The 14,390-nt window shown below is 70.0% G+C and carries 14 protein-coding genes; 9 read left to right on the top strand and 5 right to left on the bottom strand.

What is annotated here, in order from left to right:
- Positions 1-393: 393 nt before the first annotated feature.
- Both xseA and sodB read left to right on the top strand, forming a co-directional pair.
- Positions 394-1,776 carry an exodeoxyribonuclease VII large subunit gene (gene xseA, locus FOZ70_RS29645; protein ID WP_048026554.1) on the top strand — a complete coding sequence of 461 codons (1,383 nt, stop codon included), beginning with the start codon at positions 394-396 and terminating at the stop codon, positions 1,774-1,776.
- 214 nt (positions 1,777-1,990) lie between these two features.
- Positions 1,991-2,569 carry a superoxide dismutase [Fe] gene (gene sodB / locus FOZ70_RS29640; RefSeq protein ID WP_011352986.1) on the top strand — a complete coding sequence of 193 codons (579 nt, stop codon included), beginning with the start codon at positions 1,991-1,993 and terminating at the stop codon, positions 2,567-2,569.
- A gap of 106 nt (positions 2,570-2,675) precedes the next feature.
- Here the strand turns inward: sodB and chrA are convergent, their stop codons facing one another.
- Both chrA and FOZ70_RS29630 read right to left on the bottom strand, forming a co-directional pair.
- Positions 2,676-3,884 (bottom strand): chromate efflux transporter, encoded by a 1,209-nt coding sequence (chrA, locus tag FOZ70_RS29635; protein ID WP_193094921.1) that lies wholly within the window; start codon positions 3,882-3,884, stop codon positions 2,676-2,678.
- Between the two features lie 87 nt (positions 3,885-3,971).
- Positions 3,972-4,679: a Crp/Fnr family transcriptional regulator gene (locus FOZ70_RS29630; RefSeq protein WP_069253748.1), complete on the bottom strand. Its 708-nt coding sequence runs from the start codon at positions 4,677-4,679 to the stop codon at positions 3,972-3,974.
- 81 nt (positions 4,680-4,760) lie between these two features.
- On the opposite strand from FOZ70_RS29630, the gene FOZ70_RS29625 reads away from it, so the two are divergent.
- The 3 genes from FOZ70_RS29625 (at position 4,761) to FOZ70_RS29615 (ending at position 7,027) form a co-directional block, all read left to right on the top strand.
- Positions 4,761-5,285, top strand: coding sequence for an Mpo1-like protein (locus FOZ70_RS29625; protein WP_021156377.1), 525 nt, complete (start codon positions 4,761-4,763; stop codon positions 5,283-5,285).
- Entirely contained in the window at positions 5,278-6,324 is a 1,047-nt protein-coding gene (locus FOZ70_RS29620; protein WP_219707416.1) for a 2-dehydropantoate 2-reductase, read from the top strand. The genes FOZ70_RS29625 and FOZ70_RS29620 overlap by 8 nt, the downstream gene beginning before the upstream one ends.
- A 100-nt stretch (positions 6,325-6,424) precedes the next feature.
- Entirely contained in the window at positions 6,425-7,027 is a 603-nt protein-coding gene (locus FOZ70_RS29615) for a methyltransferase domain-containing protein (protein ID WP_219707415.1), read from the top strand.
- A 19-nt stretch (positions 7,028-7,046) separates the two neighbouring features.
- Here FOZ70_RS29615 and FOZ70_RS29610 read toward each other — a convergent pair whose 3' ends face one another.
- Entirely contained in the window at positions 7,047-8,321 is a 1,275-nt protein-coding gene (locus FOZ70_RS29610; protein WP_021156380.1) for an EAL domain-containing protein, read from the bottom strand.
- Positions 8,322-8,501: 180 nt separating this feature from the next.
- Positions 8,502-9,938 (bottom strand): multidrug transporter subunit MdtD, encoded by a 1,437-nt coding sequence (gene mdtD / locus FOZ70_RS29605; RefSeq protein ID WP_021156382.1) that lies wholly within the window; start codon positions 9,936-9,938, stop codon positions 8,502-8,504.
- Between the two features lie 218 nt (positions 9,939-10,156).
- On the opposite strand from mdtD, the gene FOZ70_RS29600 reads away from it, so the two are divergent.
- Positions 10,157-10,480 carry a DUF2917 domain-containing protein gene (locus FOZ70_RS29600; RefSeq protein ID WP_021156384.1) on the top strand — a complete coding sequence of 108 codons (324 nt, stop codon included), beginning with the start codon at positions 10,157-10,159 and terminating at the stop codon, positions 10,478-10,480.
- 463 nt (positions 10,481-10,943) lie between these two features.
- A complete protein-coding gene (locus FOZ70_RS29595; RefSeq protein WP_176129730.1) occupies positions 10,944-12,335 on the top strand; it encodes a CoA transferase in 1,392 nt (463 codons plus the stop codon).
- A gap of 21 nt (positions 12,336-12,356) precedes the next feature.
- Here the strand turns inward: FOZ70_RS29595 and FOZ70_RS29590 are convergent, their stop codons facing one another.
- Positions 12,357-13,103 (bottom strand): GntR family transcriptional regulator, encoded by a 747-nt coding sequence (locus FOZ70_RS29590; RefSeq protein WP_021156386.1) that lies wholly within the window; start codon positions 13,101-13,103, stop codon positions 12,357-12,359.
- Between the two features lie 166 nt (positions 13,104-13,269).
- Here FOZ70_RS29590 and FOZ70_RS29585 point away from each other — a divergent pair, with 166 nt between their 5' ends.
- Together FOZ70_RS29585 and FOZ70_RS29580 are read left to right on the top strand one after the other, a co-directional pair.
- Positions 13,270-14,115, top strand: a complete 846-nt coding sequence (locus FOZ70_RS29585; protein WP_059816165.1) for an aldo/keto reductase — start codon at positions 13,270-13,272, stop codon at positions 14,113-14,115.
- A gap of 60 nt (positions 14,116-14,175) precedes the next feature.
- Positions 14,176-14,390 (top strand): hypothetical protein (locus FOZ70_RS29580; RefSeq protein WP_219707414.1); only part of this gene is annotated, 215 nt, incomplete at its 3' end.

Here is a 14,390-nt window from a genome sequence, read left to right as displayed (position 1 = left end):
TCTCCGTTGGGCGGCGCATGCCGCGGGGTCTGCGGAAGGCGGCACTCTAGCGCGCCGCAGGCGGGCGCGGCAAGCGCGACCGGCCGACGCAGCCCACGGGGCCGGATCGTGACGGCTTGTGGATAACTCTGTGAAGAACTCCCCGTTCGAATGAGTCAAACGCCCGCCGGGCGGGCCTCGAATCGGATGAGAATCGTTTCGAAAGTTTTAAAAATATATAAAAATCAATACGTTATCTCAAATCGTCTGGATTTTTCCGCGGTTTTCCGGCGTTTTAGGCCGACGATTGCCAAAGTGTGGACACCTTCCGCGCGTCACCGCGCACACGCCCGGCGCTGGACGTCGCGCGCGTGTCGGACTATCGTGTCGCCGCCAGCATTCATCCGACCGTCCATGCCTTCCGACTCCCCATTTGCCGCGCCGGGTGCCACCCGCGGCGGCGACGAAGTGATACCCGTTTCGGCGCTCAATCGCGCGATTTCGACGATGCTCGAGCGCTCGTTTCCGCTGCTGTGGATTTCGGGCGAAGTGTCGAATTTCACGCGCGCCGCGAGCGGCCACTGGTATTTCTCGATCAAGGACCAGCAGGCGCAGATGCGCTGCGTGATGTTCCGTGGCCGCGCGCAATACGCGGAATTCACGCCGCGTGAAGGCGACCGGATCGAGGTACGCGCGGTCGTGACGATGTACGAGCCGCGCGGCGAAGTGCAGCTCAACGTCGAGGCCGTGCGGCGCACGGGCCAGGGGCGCCTGTACGAGGCGTTCCTGCGGCTGAAGGCGCAGCTCGAGGGCGAGGGACTCTTCGCGCCCGAGCGCAAGCGGCCGCTGCCGCCGCACCCGCGCGCGATCGGCATCGTCACGTCGCTGCAGGCCGCCGCGCTGCGCGACGTGCTGACCACGCTCGCGCGCCGCGCGCCGCACATTCCGGTGATCGTCTATCCGGCGCCCGTGCAGGGTGCGGGCTCGGCGGAAAAGCTCGTCGCGGCCGTCGAGACCGCGAATGCGCGCCGCGAGGTCGACGTGCTGCTGGTCTGTCGCGGCGGCGGCTCGATCGAGGATCTGTGGTCGTTCAACGACGAGGCGCTGGCGCGCGCGATCGCGGCGAGCGAACTGCCGGTCGTGAGCGGCGTCGGGCACGAGACCGATTTCACGATCGCGGACTTCGCGGCCGACCTGCGCGCGCCGACGCCTACCGGCGCCGCCGAGCTCGCGAGCCCGCAGCGCGCACTGCTGCTGCGCGAGGTCGGCGAGCGCCAGCGTGCGCTCGCTCGCGGCATGGAGCGCCGGCTGGAGCAGCGCGCGCAGCAGCTCGACTGGCTCGCGCGCCGGCTGGTGAGTCCGGCCGAGCGGCTGCAGCGGCAGCGCACGCACGTCGAGCAGCTTGCCGTGCGGCTGGCGTCGGCGGCGTCGCGGCCGGTACGCGACGCGCGCGCGCGGTTCGCGCTCGCGCAGTTGCGCTGGCAGCGCGCGCGCCCCGATCCGTCGCAGGCGCGCCAGGCACTCGCGGGGCTGTCGCAGCGCCTTGCGCTCGCATTGCAGCGCCGTCACGAACGCGACACGGCTCGCGTGTCAGCCTGTGCGGCAAGGCTCGAGGTGTTGAGCCCGCAGCGCACGCTCGAGCGCGGTTATGCGGCGCTGATCGATGCGCAGACGGGCCGCGCGGTGCGCACGCCGAACGCATTGAAGCCGCAACGCCGCCTGACCGTGCATCTCGCCGAAGGCTCGGCCGACGTGTCGCTCGCCGACGTGCAGCCGCGCCTTGCCGATACGATCTGACGTGAGCGGCGCACGCGCCGCGACCGGGCAAAACGAGCGGGAACGGCGGTTGCGCGGTATCGGCTCGTCCCTGTGGACGATGCGCGAACATCGCTTTTCCGCATACCGCGGATAAATGGCCCGTGAGTTTGCGGGGTTATTCGTCCTCGCCTACAATCGGACGCTCGGCAGCATTCAACACAAGCCCCCCTACATACTCAACGAAGGAATCGCCATGGCTCATACGCTCCCGCCGCTCCCGTACGCTGAAGACGCACTCGCGCCGACCATCTCGCTCGAGACGATCCAGTACCACTACGGCAAGCATCATCAGGCTTATGTGACGAACCTGAACAATCTGATCCCGGGCACGGAATTCGAAAACCTGTCGCTGGAAGAGATCGTGAAGAAGTCGTCGGGCGGCATCTTCAACAACGCCGCGCAAATCTGGAACCACACGTTCTTCTGGAACAGCCTGTCGCCGAACGGCGGCGGCGCGCCGACGGGCGCGCTGGGCGACGCGATCAACGCGAAGTGGGGTTCGTACGACGCATTCAAGGAAGCGTTCACGAAGGCCGCAGTCGGCACGTTCGGTTCGGGCTGGGCATGGCTCGTGAAGAAGGCTGACGGTTCGCTCGACATCGTGTCGACGAGCAACGCGGCAACCCCGCTGACGACGGCCGACAAGGCACTGCTGACGATCGACGTGTGGGAACACGCGTACTACATCGACTACCGCAACGCACGTCCGAAGTTCGTCGAAGCGTTCTGGAACATCGTGAACTGGGACTTCGCAGCGAAGAACTTCGCGTAAGGTCCGGCACCTGCGCGCCGCGACGGCGCGCGGTACCCAGCAGAAAAGCCCTCGTTTCGAGGGCTTTTTTGTTTTTGCCGCAGCGGAACGTGCCGCCCGTGCCCGGTCAGGCGAGGAGGCCGAGCCCCCAGCCGAGCGCCGCGCTCGCGATCACGACGGCCCAGGGCGGCAGGCGCCAGAACACCAGCGCGACGAATGCGACGAGTGCCGCGGCCAGGTCGCGCGGCGCCATGATCGTGTCGGTCCAGACCGGGTGATAGAGCGCCGCGAGCAGCAGCCCGACGACGGCCGCGTTCACGCCCGCGAGCGCGGCCTGCATCCGCGTGCTGCGGCGCAGGCGCTCCCAGAACGGCGCGGTGCCGGCCACCAGCAGGAACGACGGCGCGAAGATCGCGACCAGTGCGATCGTGCCGCCGAGCCAGCCGTTCGGCGCATCGCGCAGCGACGCGCCGAGGAATGCCGAGAACGTGAACAGCGGCCCCGGCACGGCCTGCGCGACACCATATCCGGCCAGGAACGCCGCATCGCCGACCCAGCCGGGCGCGACCACGGCCGCCTGCAGCAGCGGCAGCACCACGTGGCCGCCGCCGAACACGAGTGCGCCGGTGCGGAAGAACGCATCGACGACGGCGAGCGTATCGGAATGGAGCGCGCGGGCGGCGAACGGCAACGAGACGAGCAGCGCCGCGAACAGCGCGAGCCACAGCAGGCCCGCGCGATGCGACACGTGCAGCGGCAACGGCTCGTGTGCGTCGCGCGCCGGCTGCGGCAGCAGCACGAGGCCGGCTGATCCGGCCGCGACGATCACCGCAATCTGCGTCCACGCAGCCGGCGCGAGCAGTGCGGCGCACGCGGCCGCGGCCATCAGCGTGACGCGGCGCGCATCCGGGCACAGCGTGCGTGCCATACCCCATACGGCCTGCGCGATCACGGCGACCGACACGATGCGCAACCCGTGCAATGCACCGGCTTCGATCGGCGCGCCCGTCGCGTGCACGCCGAGCGCGAACAGCATCATCAGCAGCGCCGACGGCAGCGTGAAGCCGAGCCAAGCGGCGAACATGCCCGCGTAGCCGGCGCGCGCGAGGCCGATCGCCATCCCGACCTGGCTGCTCGCGGGCCCCGGCAGGAACTGGCACAGCCCGACGAGATCCGCGTAGGTGCGTTCGGTGAGCCAGCCGCGTCGCGTGACGAATTCGGCGCGGAAGTAGCCGAGGTGCGCGACCGGGCCGCCGAACGACGTGAGGCCGAGCCGCAGGAACGCGACGAAGACGGGCCACGGATGGCGGGAGGGGGCGGCGGTCGATGGATTCAAGGCGGGGCGATGGGGGAGCGGACGAGCCGCCACGATAGCGCAACCCGGCGGTGGCGGGGTGACGCATCACGGTGCGGTGCGCGTTGCTCAGCGCGTGCCGTCTCCCAGCCCGCTCGCGCGGCGCAGCGCGTCGATATCGACGAGTTCGATCTCGCCGACGTGCAGCCGCACGATGCCGTCGGCCTGCAGCGCCTTCAGCAACTGGTTGGTGGTCTGACGCGTGATCGACAGCATCGATGCGAGCGTTTCCTGCGACAGCCGCACGCGCGTGCGTCCGGCGCTGATCCCGCCGTAGCCGTCGGCGATCATCAGCAGGCGCGCGGCGAGCCGCTGCGCGGCCGGCATCACGCTCATCGACTCGACGGTCAGGAAGCTCAGGCGCAGCTTCTGCGCCATCAGCAGCGCGAATTGCCGCCAGTATTGCGGCGTCGCGTCGAGAATCGCGAGCAGCGCGGCCTGCGGGACGTGCAGCAGCAGCGCGTCGTCGAGCGCGATCGCGTCGTGCGTGCGCGGCTGGCCGTCGAACAGCGCGATTTCGCCGAACCACGTGACGGGCTCGGCGACCGTCAGCAGCGCCTCCTTGCCCTGCGGATCGACCGCACCTATCGTGAGTGAACCGGCCAGTACCGCGTACAGCCCGCACGGCGGGTCGCCGCGCCGGAACAGCGCATGGCCGGCCGGCAGCCGGCGCAGCGCCGCGCGGGCGAGCAGGTCCGCGCGCAACGCGGGCGGCAGCGCGGCGAACCACGAGTTCGCTTCGATCTGCGGCAGGTACGGGGCGAGCGAAGAGGGCATGGGCACGCGATGTCGGGTAGCTGACAGAGGTTCTCGGGCGTGACGCGCATCATAGCGCCCAACAACCGACCAGGAGACGCGATGAAGACGCTCGAAGACCATCTTTCCCAGTATGCGGCCTACCACCGCGACGCGCGCAACATCGCGACGCATCTGGTCGGGATCCCGATGATCGTATTCGCGGTCGAGGTGCTGCTGTCGCGGCCGGCGCTCGGGACGCTGGCCGGCGTCGCGCTGTCGCCGGCGCTGCTGCTCGCCGTCGCGTTCGCGGTGTTCTACCTGCGTCTCGACCTGCGGTTCGGGATCGTGATGACCGCGCTGTTCGCGCTGGGCCTGTGGGGCGCGCAGGCGCTCGCGTTGCTGCCGACCGCGCAATGGCTCGCGACCGGCATCGGCGCGTTCGTCGTCGGCTGGATCGTCCAGTTCGTCGGGCACTGGTTCGAAGGGCGCAAGCCCGCATTCGTCGACGATCTGGTCGGCCTGATGGTCGGGCCGCTGTTCGTCGTCGCCGAGGTCGCGTTCTTCGCGGGACTGCGCGGCGAAGTGCGCCGCGAAGTCGAGCGGCGGGCCGGCCCCGTGCACGGCGGCGCGCATTCGCATGTCTGACGCACCGGTCTGCGTATTCGGTGCGGGCGCCGTCGGCTGCTATCTCGGCGGACGGCTCGCGGCGGCCGGCGCGAAGGTGACGCTCGTCGGCCGCGCACGGATCGGCGATGCGATTCGTCGGCACGGGCTGACGCTGACCGACCGGCGCGGCTATCGCGCGACGCTCGCCCCGGCCGATGTCGTGTTCACGACCGATCCGGCGGCTGCGGCGGCCGCGCGGCTCGTGCTCGTGGCGGTGAAATCGGCCGCGACGCGTGAGGCCGCGGCGCAGCTGGCCGGCGTGCTGCGGCCCGGCACGGTCGTGATCAGCTTCCAGAACGGCCTGCACAATGCCGACGTGCTGCGCGAGGCGCTGCCGCAAGCAACCGTGCTGGCCGGCATGGTGCCGTTCAACGTGATCGAGCGCGCGCCCGGCGCGTTTCACCAGGGCTCGGCCGGCGCGCTTGCGGCCGACGCGTCTCCCGCGCTGCCGCCGTTTGTCGACGCATTCGCGCGCGCCGGGCTACCGCTCGCGCTGCATCGCGACATGCGGGCCGTGCAGTGGGCGAAGCTCCTGCTCAACCTGAACAACGCGGTCAATGCGCTCGCGAACCTGCCGCTGCGCGACGAACTCGCGCAACGTGCGTACCGGCGCTGCGTCGCGCTCGCGCAGCGCGAAGCGCTGCACTGCCTGGCGCGGGCCGCGATCCGGCCTGCGCGGTTGACGCCGTTGCCGGCCGCGTGGATCCCGGCCGTGCTCGACTTGCCCGATTTCGCGTTCCGCGTGCTCGGCGGCCGGATGCTCGCGATCGACCCGCTCGCGCGTTCGTCGATGTCCGACGATCTCGCGGCGCAGCGTGCGACGGAAGTCGAGTGGATCAACGGCGAGGTCGTATGGCTGGCCGCGCGCTTCGGCACGCAGGCGCCCGTCAATGCGCGACTGTGCGCGCTCATGCATGACGCGGAACGTGCGGCGGCGCGCCCGGCCTGGCGCGGCGACGCACTGTGGGCCGAGTTGACCGCGCAGGCAGTGCGCGCGGGCGACGTGCGGGCCGCGTAGGGGCCGCGCAAGCCGACGCGCGGGGCGTGGGGGGCCGCACGGCAGGTGCTGTGGCCAAGATGCGCGGTGCGTCATACGACGCTTATGCGGAGCTGTCACCATGGTGGATCGCCCGACTCTCGATGCCTACGACGCCCACGCCGCGCAATACGCGCAGGACTGGCTCGACCAGGCCGCGCCAGACGACATGTACGCGCTGCTGGAGCAGTATTTCTCACCGGGGCCGACCGCGGACGTCGGCTGCGGAGCCGGGCGCGATACGGCCTGGCTCGCGTCGCGCGGCTTCGACGTGCGCGGCTACGACGCGAGCGCCGCACTGCTCGACGAGGCGCGGCGCTGCCATCCGGACCTCACCTTCGAGCTGGCCGCAGTGCCCGCGCTGGCCGGCGTGCCGTCCGGCGCGTTTCGCAACGTGCTGTGCGAAACGGTCGTGATGCATCTCGAACAGGCGGATGCGGCGGCCGCCGCCGCGCGGCTGGCCGAGCTCCTGATGCCGGGCGGCACGTTGTACATGAGCTGGCGGGTGGCCGGCAACGGCGCGTTGCGCGACGAGCGCGGCCGCCTTTACACGCCGCTCGATGCGGCGCGGATGCGGGCGGCGCTCGAGGCGGGCACGCAGGTGATCGACGAGCACGAGGTCGTCAGCGCATCGTCCGGCAAGCGCGTGCACCGGCTGATCGCGCGCAAGGCCGCCGCCGCGTGAGCGCGGCGCGGCGGCGCGCTCATTCGCGGTTGAGTGCCGCTTCCCAGTTGATGTCGACGCACAGCACCTGCATGCCGGTCGCGACCGGCGCGGCGATCGACGCGGTCACGCACAGGTGCGCCTCGTTGATCGACAGGTAGGGGGACGTCAGGTGCACGTGGCCCGGCGCGCGCATCGCGTCGATGAAGTACGGGCGCCGTTCCCAGCTCGCGCCTTCCGAGTGCAGCAGCGGCCGGAAGCGCTTGGCGCGCTGCGATACGCTGCCGCGCGCGAGCACGTTGTCGCCGATCTGGCGCCCCGATGCGTCGAGCAGGAAACACCGGGCGGTCTCGGGCAGCCCGAGTACGACGGCCGCCGCGTCGGTGAGCGGCTCGCCCGCGCCGAGCTTCCGGCTCGCTTCCTCGAGCGCCGCGACGTACGGCGCGAGCCGTTCCGCCTGCGTGCGCTCGCGTTGCGCGACGCGCAGCCGCAATGCGGCCGACAGCGTATCCATGCAGCCCGCGGCGGCCTGCGGCTGCACCGGTTCGACGCTCGGCCCCGCGAAATACTGGCCCTGCACGAAATCGACGTCGCACTCGAGCGCGATCAGCGCGTCGCGCTCGGTCGCGAGCCCGCCCATCAGCACGAGCTGGCCGGATTCGTGCAGCAGCGACACGAGCCCCGGCAGCACCCGTTCGAGATGCGAGTGCTCGCTTGCCTGCGCGAGGATGCCGCGATCGAGCGTGACGATGTCGGGATGCAGGTGCCACACGCGGTCGATGTTCGAATGCTTCGCGCCGAACCCGACCAGCGCGATCAGGAAGCCGGCCTTGCGCAGCCCGTCGACGATCGCCGCGTAGCGCGGCGTTTCGCCGCCCGCCTGCTCGGGCACTTCGAGCACCACGCGATGCGGCGGCAGCCCGAGCGCCTTCAGGTTCGCGAGCAGGGCGTCGCTGTAGACGGTGTCCATCAGCGCGGCCGGATGCAGGCTCAGGAAGAGCCATTCGTCATGACTGTCGAACGCGTGGAAGTTGCCGAGATGCAGCGATTCGGCGAGCCGGCCGAGCTCGAGCAGGTCGCCGCGCCGCGCCGCCTGCGTGAACACCTCGTGCGACGCCACCTGGCGGCTGTCCTCGTCGTGCGCACGCAGCGACGCGTGATAGCCGATCGCGCGGCGGTGCGACACCGAGAAAACGGGCTGGAACACGCTGAACACGGTGTAGCCGCCGTACAGCACGGTGCGCCGGTTCCCGTCGTCGCCGGCGATGGGGCGGGGCGGCTGAAAGCCGGGGGGATCGATTTCGATCATGCTCATGATGTCGGCCGAAGGAAGACTGCCAGTTTACCTAGAGAATAGGCGAGCAAGAAGCGTGCACGGCATCGTACCCCGTGCGGCGGCGCGTCGCGGCCGGGCCGTCGGTCATCGCCGGCGCATCGAACGGCCCGCACTGCACCGCAATGGTGCGCGCCGACCCGGTTCGGCGCGCGCCGCGCGTCACGCGCGTTCGGACGGGTCGGTCTTGCGCGCGGTGCTGCGGATCTCGGGCGCGAGTTGCGCGAAGATCCACGCGGAAGCGGCCGTGATGATCCCGACGCAGATGAACGTCGCATGGAATGCCGGCAGCGTGTTGCTCGGCGTCACGGTGCGCAGCATGCCGGTGAACGTCGCGAGCAGCGCCCCCGCGACCGTGACGCCGAGGCTCATCGACAGCATCTGCACGAGCGAGAACAGGCTGTTGCCGCTGCTCGCGCCGCCCGTGCCGAGATCCTTGAGCGTCAGCGTGTTCATCGCGGTGAACTGCATCGAGTTGAAGCCGCCGAACAGCGCGAGATGCACGATCTTCACCCAGACCGGCACCGTGTCGCGCATCAGCGCGAAGCTCGCCATCATCACGCCGACCATGATCGTGTTCACGAGCAGCACCTTGCGATAGCCGTAGCGCGTGATCAGGCGCGTGATGATCCGCTTCGAGAACATCCCGGCCGCCGCCACCGGCAGCATCATCAGCCCGGCCTCGAACGCCGAGTAGCCGAGGCTCACCTGCAGCAGCAGCGGGATCAGGTACGGCATCGCGCCGCTGCCGATCCGCGCGAACAGGTTGCCGAGCAGCCCGACGCTGAACGTGTGGATCCGGAACAGCTCGAGCGAGAAGATCGGCTGCGGCGCGCGCACCGCATACAGGCCATATGCGACGAAACACGCGAGGCTCAGGATCAGCAGCACGAGCACGGCCGCGTGCTGCATGCCGAGATCGGCGAGGCCGTCGAGCGACAGCGAGATCGCGACCATGCCGATCGTCAGCAGCAGATAGCCTTTCAGGTCGAAGCGGCCGACGGCCGGGTTGCGCGAATCGGGCATCGAATAGAAGGTCGCGATGCAGCCCGCGACGCCGACCGGCACGTTGATCAGGAAGATCCAGTGCCACGACGCGATCTTCACGAGCCAGCCGCCGAGCGTCGGCCCGATCAGTGGGCCGATCAGGCCGGGAATCGCGACGAACGACAGCGCGGACAGGTAGCGTTCGGCCGGGAACGTGCGTAGCACCGCGAGTCGCCCGACCGGCAGCAGCATCGCGCCGCCGACCCCCTGTACGACGCGGAACGCGACGAGTTGCTGCAGCGTATGCGCGTTCGCGCACAGCAGCGAGCCGAGCGAGAACACCAGGATCGCGCTGAAGAACACGCGCCGCGTGCCGAAGGTATCGGCGAGCCAGCCCGACACGGGGATCATCACCGCCATCGTCAGCGAGTACGCGATCACGACCGACTGCATGCGCAGCGGCGACTCGCCGAGGCTCGCGGCCATCGACGGCAGCGCCGTGTTGACGATCGTCGAGTCGAGCGTCTGCATGAAGAAGCCCGTTGCGACGAGCCAGAGCATCACGGTGAGGTTCTTTTCGCCGGGAGCGGCGGCAGGCGGGCGCTGGAACATGGGGGCGGGGCGGTGGTGCGGGACAGCCGACATTGTAGGGAAAGCCGTCGCGCCGTGCAGGTTCGGCGCAACGGCGGTGCGAAGTCCGGCCGGCGGGCGCCTGTCCTCGTCGAGCGACCGGTACAGTTCAGCCGAAAGTGTTCGTCGCCGTATCTGTCCGTGTGCCGCCGCTGTCCGAAATACTGGTGCCATCGGACCCGTGCGACCAGGAGGCTGCCATGCGCGAACTGCGACTTTACGTGATCGAAGGCGACGAGCCGGCCGGTCGGTGGCGGATCGTCGATCGCACCGCGCTGGAGGTGGCTGACGGCGAGGTCTGGGTGACGATCGAGGGCCGGATCGACGATCACTGGCTCGGCGCCGGCGATTCGCTGACGCTCACGCCCGGCATGCGCGTCTGGGTCAGCGCGGGGGCGCACGGCGCGACGTTCGCGTTCGGTCCGCTCGACGCGCCCGCCGTGCGTGCCGCGCAGGCGTGGTGGCGGCCGCTCGTCGCATGGCGCGACGGCCGGCGTCACGCGCCCGCATCGCTGCCGACGTAGCCCCCCGGCGCTGGCGGATCGGCGTGCGTCCTGGTATTGCTCGGGCACATGCGCGATTCGGCCGGCCGTGCGGCCATCGGCGATCCGCGTGGTCGGCGAGCCCGGCGCCGGAATGCGCCGGTCGAGCGAATGCTCGTCGACGTATCCCGAGCGTTTCGCTGCGGCACGGCGGCGTGCGAGCTGCCGCATTTCGTCCGCGCGGTAGCGGCGGAGCCTGACCGTGCCGCCCGGCAGCGAGCGCAGCGGGGCGCGGTTCACGTGCGCATGGAGGGGCACGCCGGCACCGAGGATGCCGGCAGACTTGCCGTGCGTTGGGGATGTCGGGCCGGCTGCGCGTGCCGGGGAGCAGGCGATACATCCGCGCCACGACCGTCTGCGAGGTGCCGATTCGCACAATCAGGATTGCTCGCGACGGTCGCGAATTCTAGACTCGATCCTGTCTCCCCCCACGGCCCGTCCCGCCATGACACCCGAACTCGCGTTGACGCATCTGTGGCGGCTCGCACACGGCGACCCCGACGCGCTGGCACGCGCGACCGTGACGGGGCAGGACCCGACGCTGCCGTCGACCTTCCGGGTCGGCACGCTGGCCGCGGCGACGATCGCGGCAGCCGGGCTCGCGGCGGCCGAATGCCACCGGCTTCGCACGGGCGTTGCGCAAACCGTCGACGTGTCGGTGCGCGACGCGCTCGTCGCGTTCCGCAGCGAACGCTATCTGCGTGTCGACGACGGCCCGCCGCCGGAGTTGCGTCATCCGGTGACGGGCTTCTACGAGACGCGCGACGGACGCTGGATCCAGTTGCACGCAAACTTCCCGCATCACCTGCAGGGGATTCTCGGCGTGCTCGGCTGCGGCGCGCGGCGCGACGACGTCGCCGCGGCGATCCGCATGCGGGACGGCGCAGCACTCGACACCGCGCTGGCCGAGGCAGGGCTGTGCGCCGCATTGATCAGAACACCTGACGAGTGGGCGGCGCACGAGCAGGCGCGTGCGATTGCCGCGCTGCCGCTGTTCGAGATCGAGCGGATCGGCGATGCGCCCGTCGAGCCGATCGGCGGAGGCGACGCCGGCCAGCCGCTTGCCGGTGTGCGCGTGCTCGATCTCACGCGGATCATCGCGGGGCCGGTCGCGGGCCGCACGCTGGCGTCGCACGGCGCGCAGACACTGCTCGTCAACGGCCCGCACCTGCCGAACATCGCGCCGCTCGTGATCGACAACGGGCGTGGCAAGCGTTCGACGTGGATCGACCTGCGCGACGACGCGGGCATCGATACGCTGCACGCGCTCGCTCGTGATGCGGATGTGTTCCTGCAGTCGTACCGGCCCGGTGCGCTCGCGGCGCGCGGCTTCGGGCCGCTCGCGCTGGCGGCGCGGCGGCCCGGCATCGTGTGCGTGTCGATTTCCGCATACGGGCATGCGGGGCCGTGGGCGCAGCGGCGCGGCTTCGACAGTCTCGTGCAGTCGGCGAGCGGGATCGCGTGGCAGGAACAGCAGGCCGCGCACGCGAACGCGCCGCGCCACCTGCCGTGCCAGGCGCTCGATCATGCAACGGGTTATCTCGCGGCGTTCGGCACGATGATCGCGCTCGCGCGCCGGGCACGCGAAGGGGGAAGCTGGCACGTGCGACTGTCGCTCGCGCAGACGGGCCGCTGGCTGCAGTCGTTCGGCATCGTGCCGGACGGCCTGCAGGCACCCGATTTCGCGCGCACCGATGTATGCGACCGGATCGAGCGCATCGCGTCGCCGTTCGGCATGCTCGACGCGGTGCGGCCCGCCGAGCGGTTATCGGTGACACCGCCGTCGCTTGCGCGCCCGTCCGTGCCGCTCGGCACCGACGACGCGTGCTGGCTGTAAGCGCCGGCGGCGCGGCCGGCGTTACTTGCGCAGTTCGACGACGAAGTCGTAGTAGTCGTTGCGGCAGTAGGTATCGGTCAGTTCGATCGCGCGCTGGTCCGACGTATAGCCGATTCGTGTGATCAGCAGCAGCGCGTCGTGCGGTGCGATGCCCATCTGCTCGGCGATCTCGTCGGTCGCGTTGACCGCGCGGAAATGCTGCAGCGCGCGCACGATCGGCGTGCCGCGCGCTTCGAGATAGCTGTACAGCGACCCGCCGATTGCCTGCGGATCGGGGATCAGCGTCGCGGGAAACGTCGAATTCTCGACGGCCATCACGATGCCGTCGGCGAGGCGCAGGCGCTTCAGGCGCGTGACCGATGCGGCCGGCGACAGCCCGAGCTGGATCACTTCGTCGCGGTTCGCCGGTTGGATCTCGCGTGCGATCCATTGCGAGCTCGGCTTGAAGCCGCGCCGTTCGAGCATTTCGCTGAAGCTCGACAGCCGCGACAGCGGATCCTCGTAGCGCGGCTGGATGAAGTTGCCGGCGCCCTGCGTGCGGCGAATCAGGCCTTGCTCGACGAGCAGCGCGATCGCCTTGCGCGCGGTGATGCGCGATACGCCCAGTGCATCGGACAGCACGCGCTCGGAGGGCAATGCCTCACCGGCTGTCCAGCGGTTGTCGTGGATCGCGTCGCCGAGCTTGCGGGCGAGCTGCAGGTAGAGCGGCGTGTCGTTGTCGGGGTCGGGGCGCAGGTCCTGCCAGCGGTCGTCCGTGGATGCCTTCATGGAGTGGGTATCGATCAGGGTGCGGCCATTCTAAGTCATCGCGTGGCGCCGTTATAGCCGGTTTTTGCCGTGCAATAGGTGAATCGCGCGCCGATTGACTACACTGATGCGTCGTATTCCATGCCTGGGTCGCGGTGCGCGGCCACGAATCCGCAACGAGGAACGCATGACAGACACGATCGCCACGGTCGTCCTGCCGGACGGCGAGACGATTCCGAAGCTTGGCCTGGGCACGTGGGAGATGGGCGAGCGGCCGGCCCGGCGCGCGGACGAGATCGCCGCGCTGCGCGAAGGCGTCGCGCTCGGAATGACGCTGGTCGATACGGCCGAGATGTACGGCGACGGCGCGACCGAGGAACTGGTCGGCGAGGCGCTCGCGGGCCTGCGCGACGACGTGTTCCTCGTCAGCAAGGTCTATCCGCACCATGCGAGCCGGCGCGGCGTCGTTGCCGCGTGCGATGCGAGCCTCAAGCGCCTGCGTACCGATCGCCTCGACCTGTATCTGCTGCACTGGCGCGGCTCGGTGCCGCTCGATGAAACGGTCGAAGGCTTCGAAGCGCTGCAGCGCGCGGGCAAGATCCGTCACTGGGGTGTCAGCAACTTCGATACGGCCGACATGGCCGAGCTCGTCGATGAAGCCGGTGGCGGCGCGTGCGCGACCAACCAGATCCTCTACAACATCGCGCGGCGCGGCCCGGAATTCGACTTGCTGCCATGGCTTGCCGGGCACGGGATGCCGGCGATGGCCTACAGCCCGGTCGATCATGGACGGCTGCCGAAGCGCTCGCCGCTCGACGAGATCGCACGGCAGCACGGCGTGTCGGTGATGCGCGTCGCGCTTGCGTGGGTGCTCGCGCAGCCGGGGGTTTTCGCGATCCCGAAGGCGTCGCGCATCGAACACGTGCGCGACAACCGGGCCGCGCTCGATTTCATGTTCAGCGATGATGAGCGCGCGCAGCTTGACGCGTACTTCCGTCCGCCACGCAGCAAGCGCGCGCTCGAGATGCTCTGACGACGCCCGGCCGGGCAACGCGGCAGGTCAGTGGTTGCCTCCGGAGGATCCGCCGTTGCCGTGACCGCCGCCATTGCCGTTCCCGCTGCCATGGCCATTGCCGACACCGTTGGCACCGCCATTGCCGGCGCCGCCACTGCCGTTTCCATTTCCGTTGCCACCGCCATTGCCGTGGCCACCGTTGCCACCGTCGCCATGGCCGCCGCTGTCGCCGCTGCCATGGCCGCCGCCGTTACCGTGACCGCCGCCATCGCCGTTGCCATGGCCACCGCCGT

It is taken from the genome of Burkholderia sp. COPS (assembly GCF_019425585.1).
Lineage (GTDB): Bacteria > Pseudomonadota > Gammaproteobacteria > Burkholderiales > Burkholderiaceae > Burkholderia > Burkholderia cepacia.
This window is presented reverse-complemented; position numbering and strand designations above follow the sequence as displayed.

Coding starts and splice junctions, on each gene's coding strand:
- sodB (WP_011352986.1), top strand. CDS start 1,991: ATGGCTCATACGCTCCCGCCGCTCCCGTACGCTGAAGACGCACTCGCG.
- FOZ70_RS29595 (WP_176129730.1), top strand. CDS start 10,944: ATGACACCCGAACTCGCGTTGACGCATCTGTGGCGGCTCGCACACGGC.
- FOZ70_RS29630 (WP_069253748.1), bottom strand. CDS start 4,679: ATGCCCTCTTCGCTCGCCCCGTACCTGCCGCAGATCGAAGCGAACTCG.
- FOZ70_RS29600 (WP_021156384.1), top strand. CDS start 10,157: ATGCGCGAACTGCGACTTTACGTGATCGAAGGCGACGAGCCGGCCGGT.
- FOZ70_RS29585 (WP_059816165.1), top strand. CDS start 13,270: ATGACAGACACGATCGCCACGGTCGTCCTGCCGGACGGCGAGACGATT.
- FOZ70_RS29615 (WP_219707415.1), top strand. CDS start 6,425: ATGGTGGATCGCCCGACTCTCGATGCCTACGACGCCCACGCCGCGCAA.
- FOZ70_RS29625 (WP_021156377.1), top strand. CDS start 4,761: ATGAAGACGCTCGAAGACCATCTTTCCCAGTATGCGGCCTACCACCGC.
- FOZ70_RS29610 (WP_021156380.1), bottom strand. CDS start 8,321: ATGAGCATGATCGAAATCGATCCCCCCGGCTTTCAGCCGCCCCGCCCC.
- xseA (WP_048026554.1), top strand. CDS start 394: ATGCCTTCCGACTCCCCATTTGCCGCGCCGGGTGCCACCCGCGGCGGC.
- mdtD (WP_021156382.1), bottom strand. CDS start 9,938: ATGTTCCAGCGCCCGCCTGCCGCCGCTCCCGGCGAAAAGAACCTCACC.
- FOZ70_RS29620 (WP_219707416.1), top strand. CDS start 5,278: ATGTCTGACGCACCGGTCTGCGTATTCGGTGCGGGCGCCGTCGGCTGC.
- FOZ70_RS29590 (WP_021156386.1), bottom strand. CDS start 13,103: ATGAAGGCATCCACGGACGACCGCTGGCAGGACCTGCGCCCCGACCCC.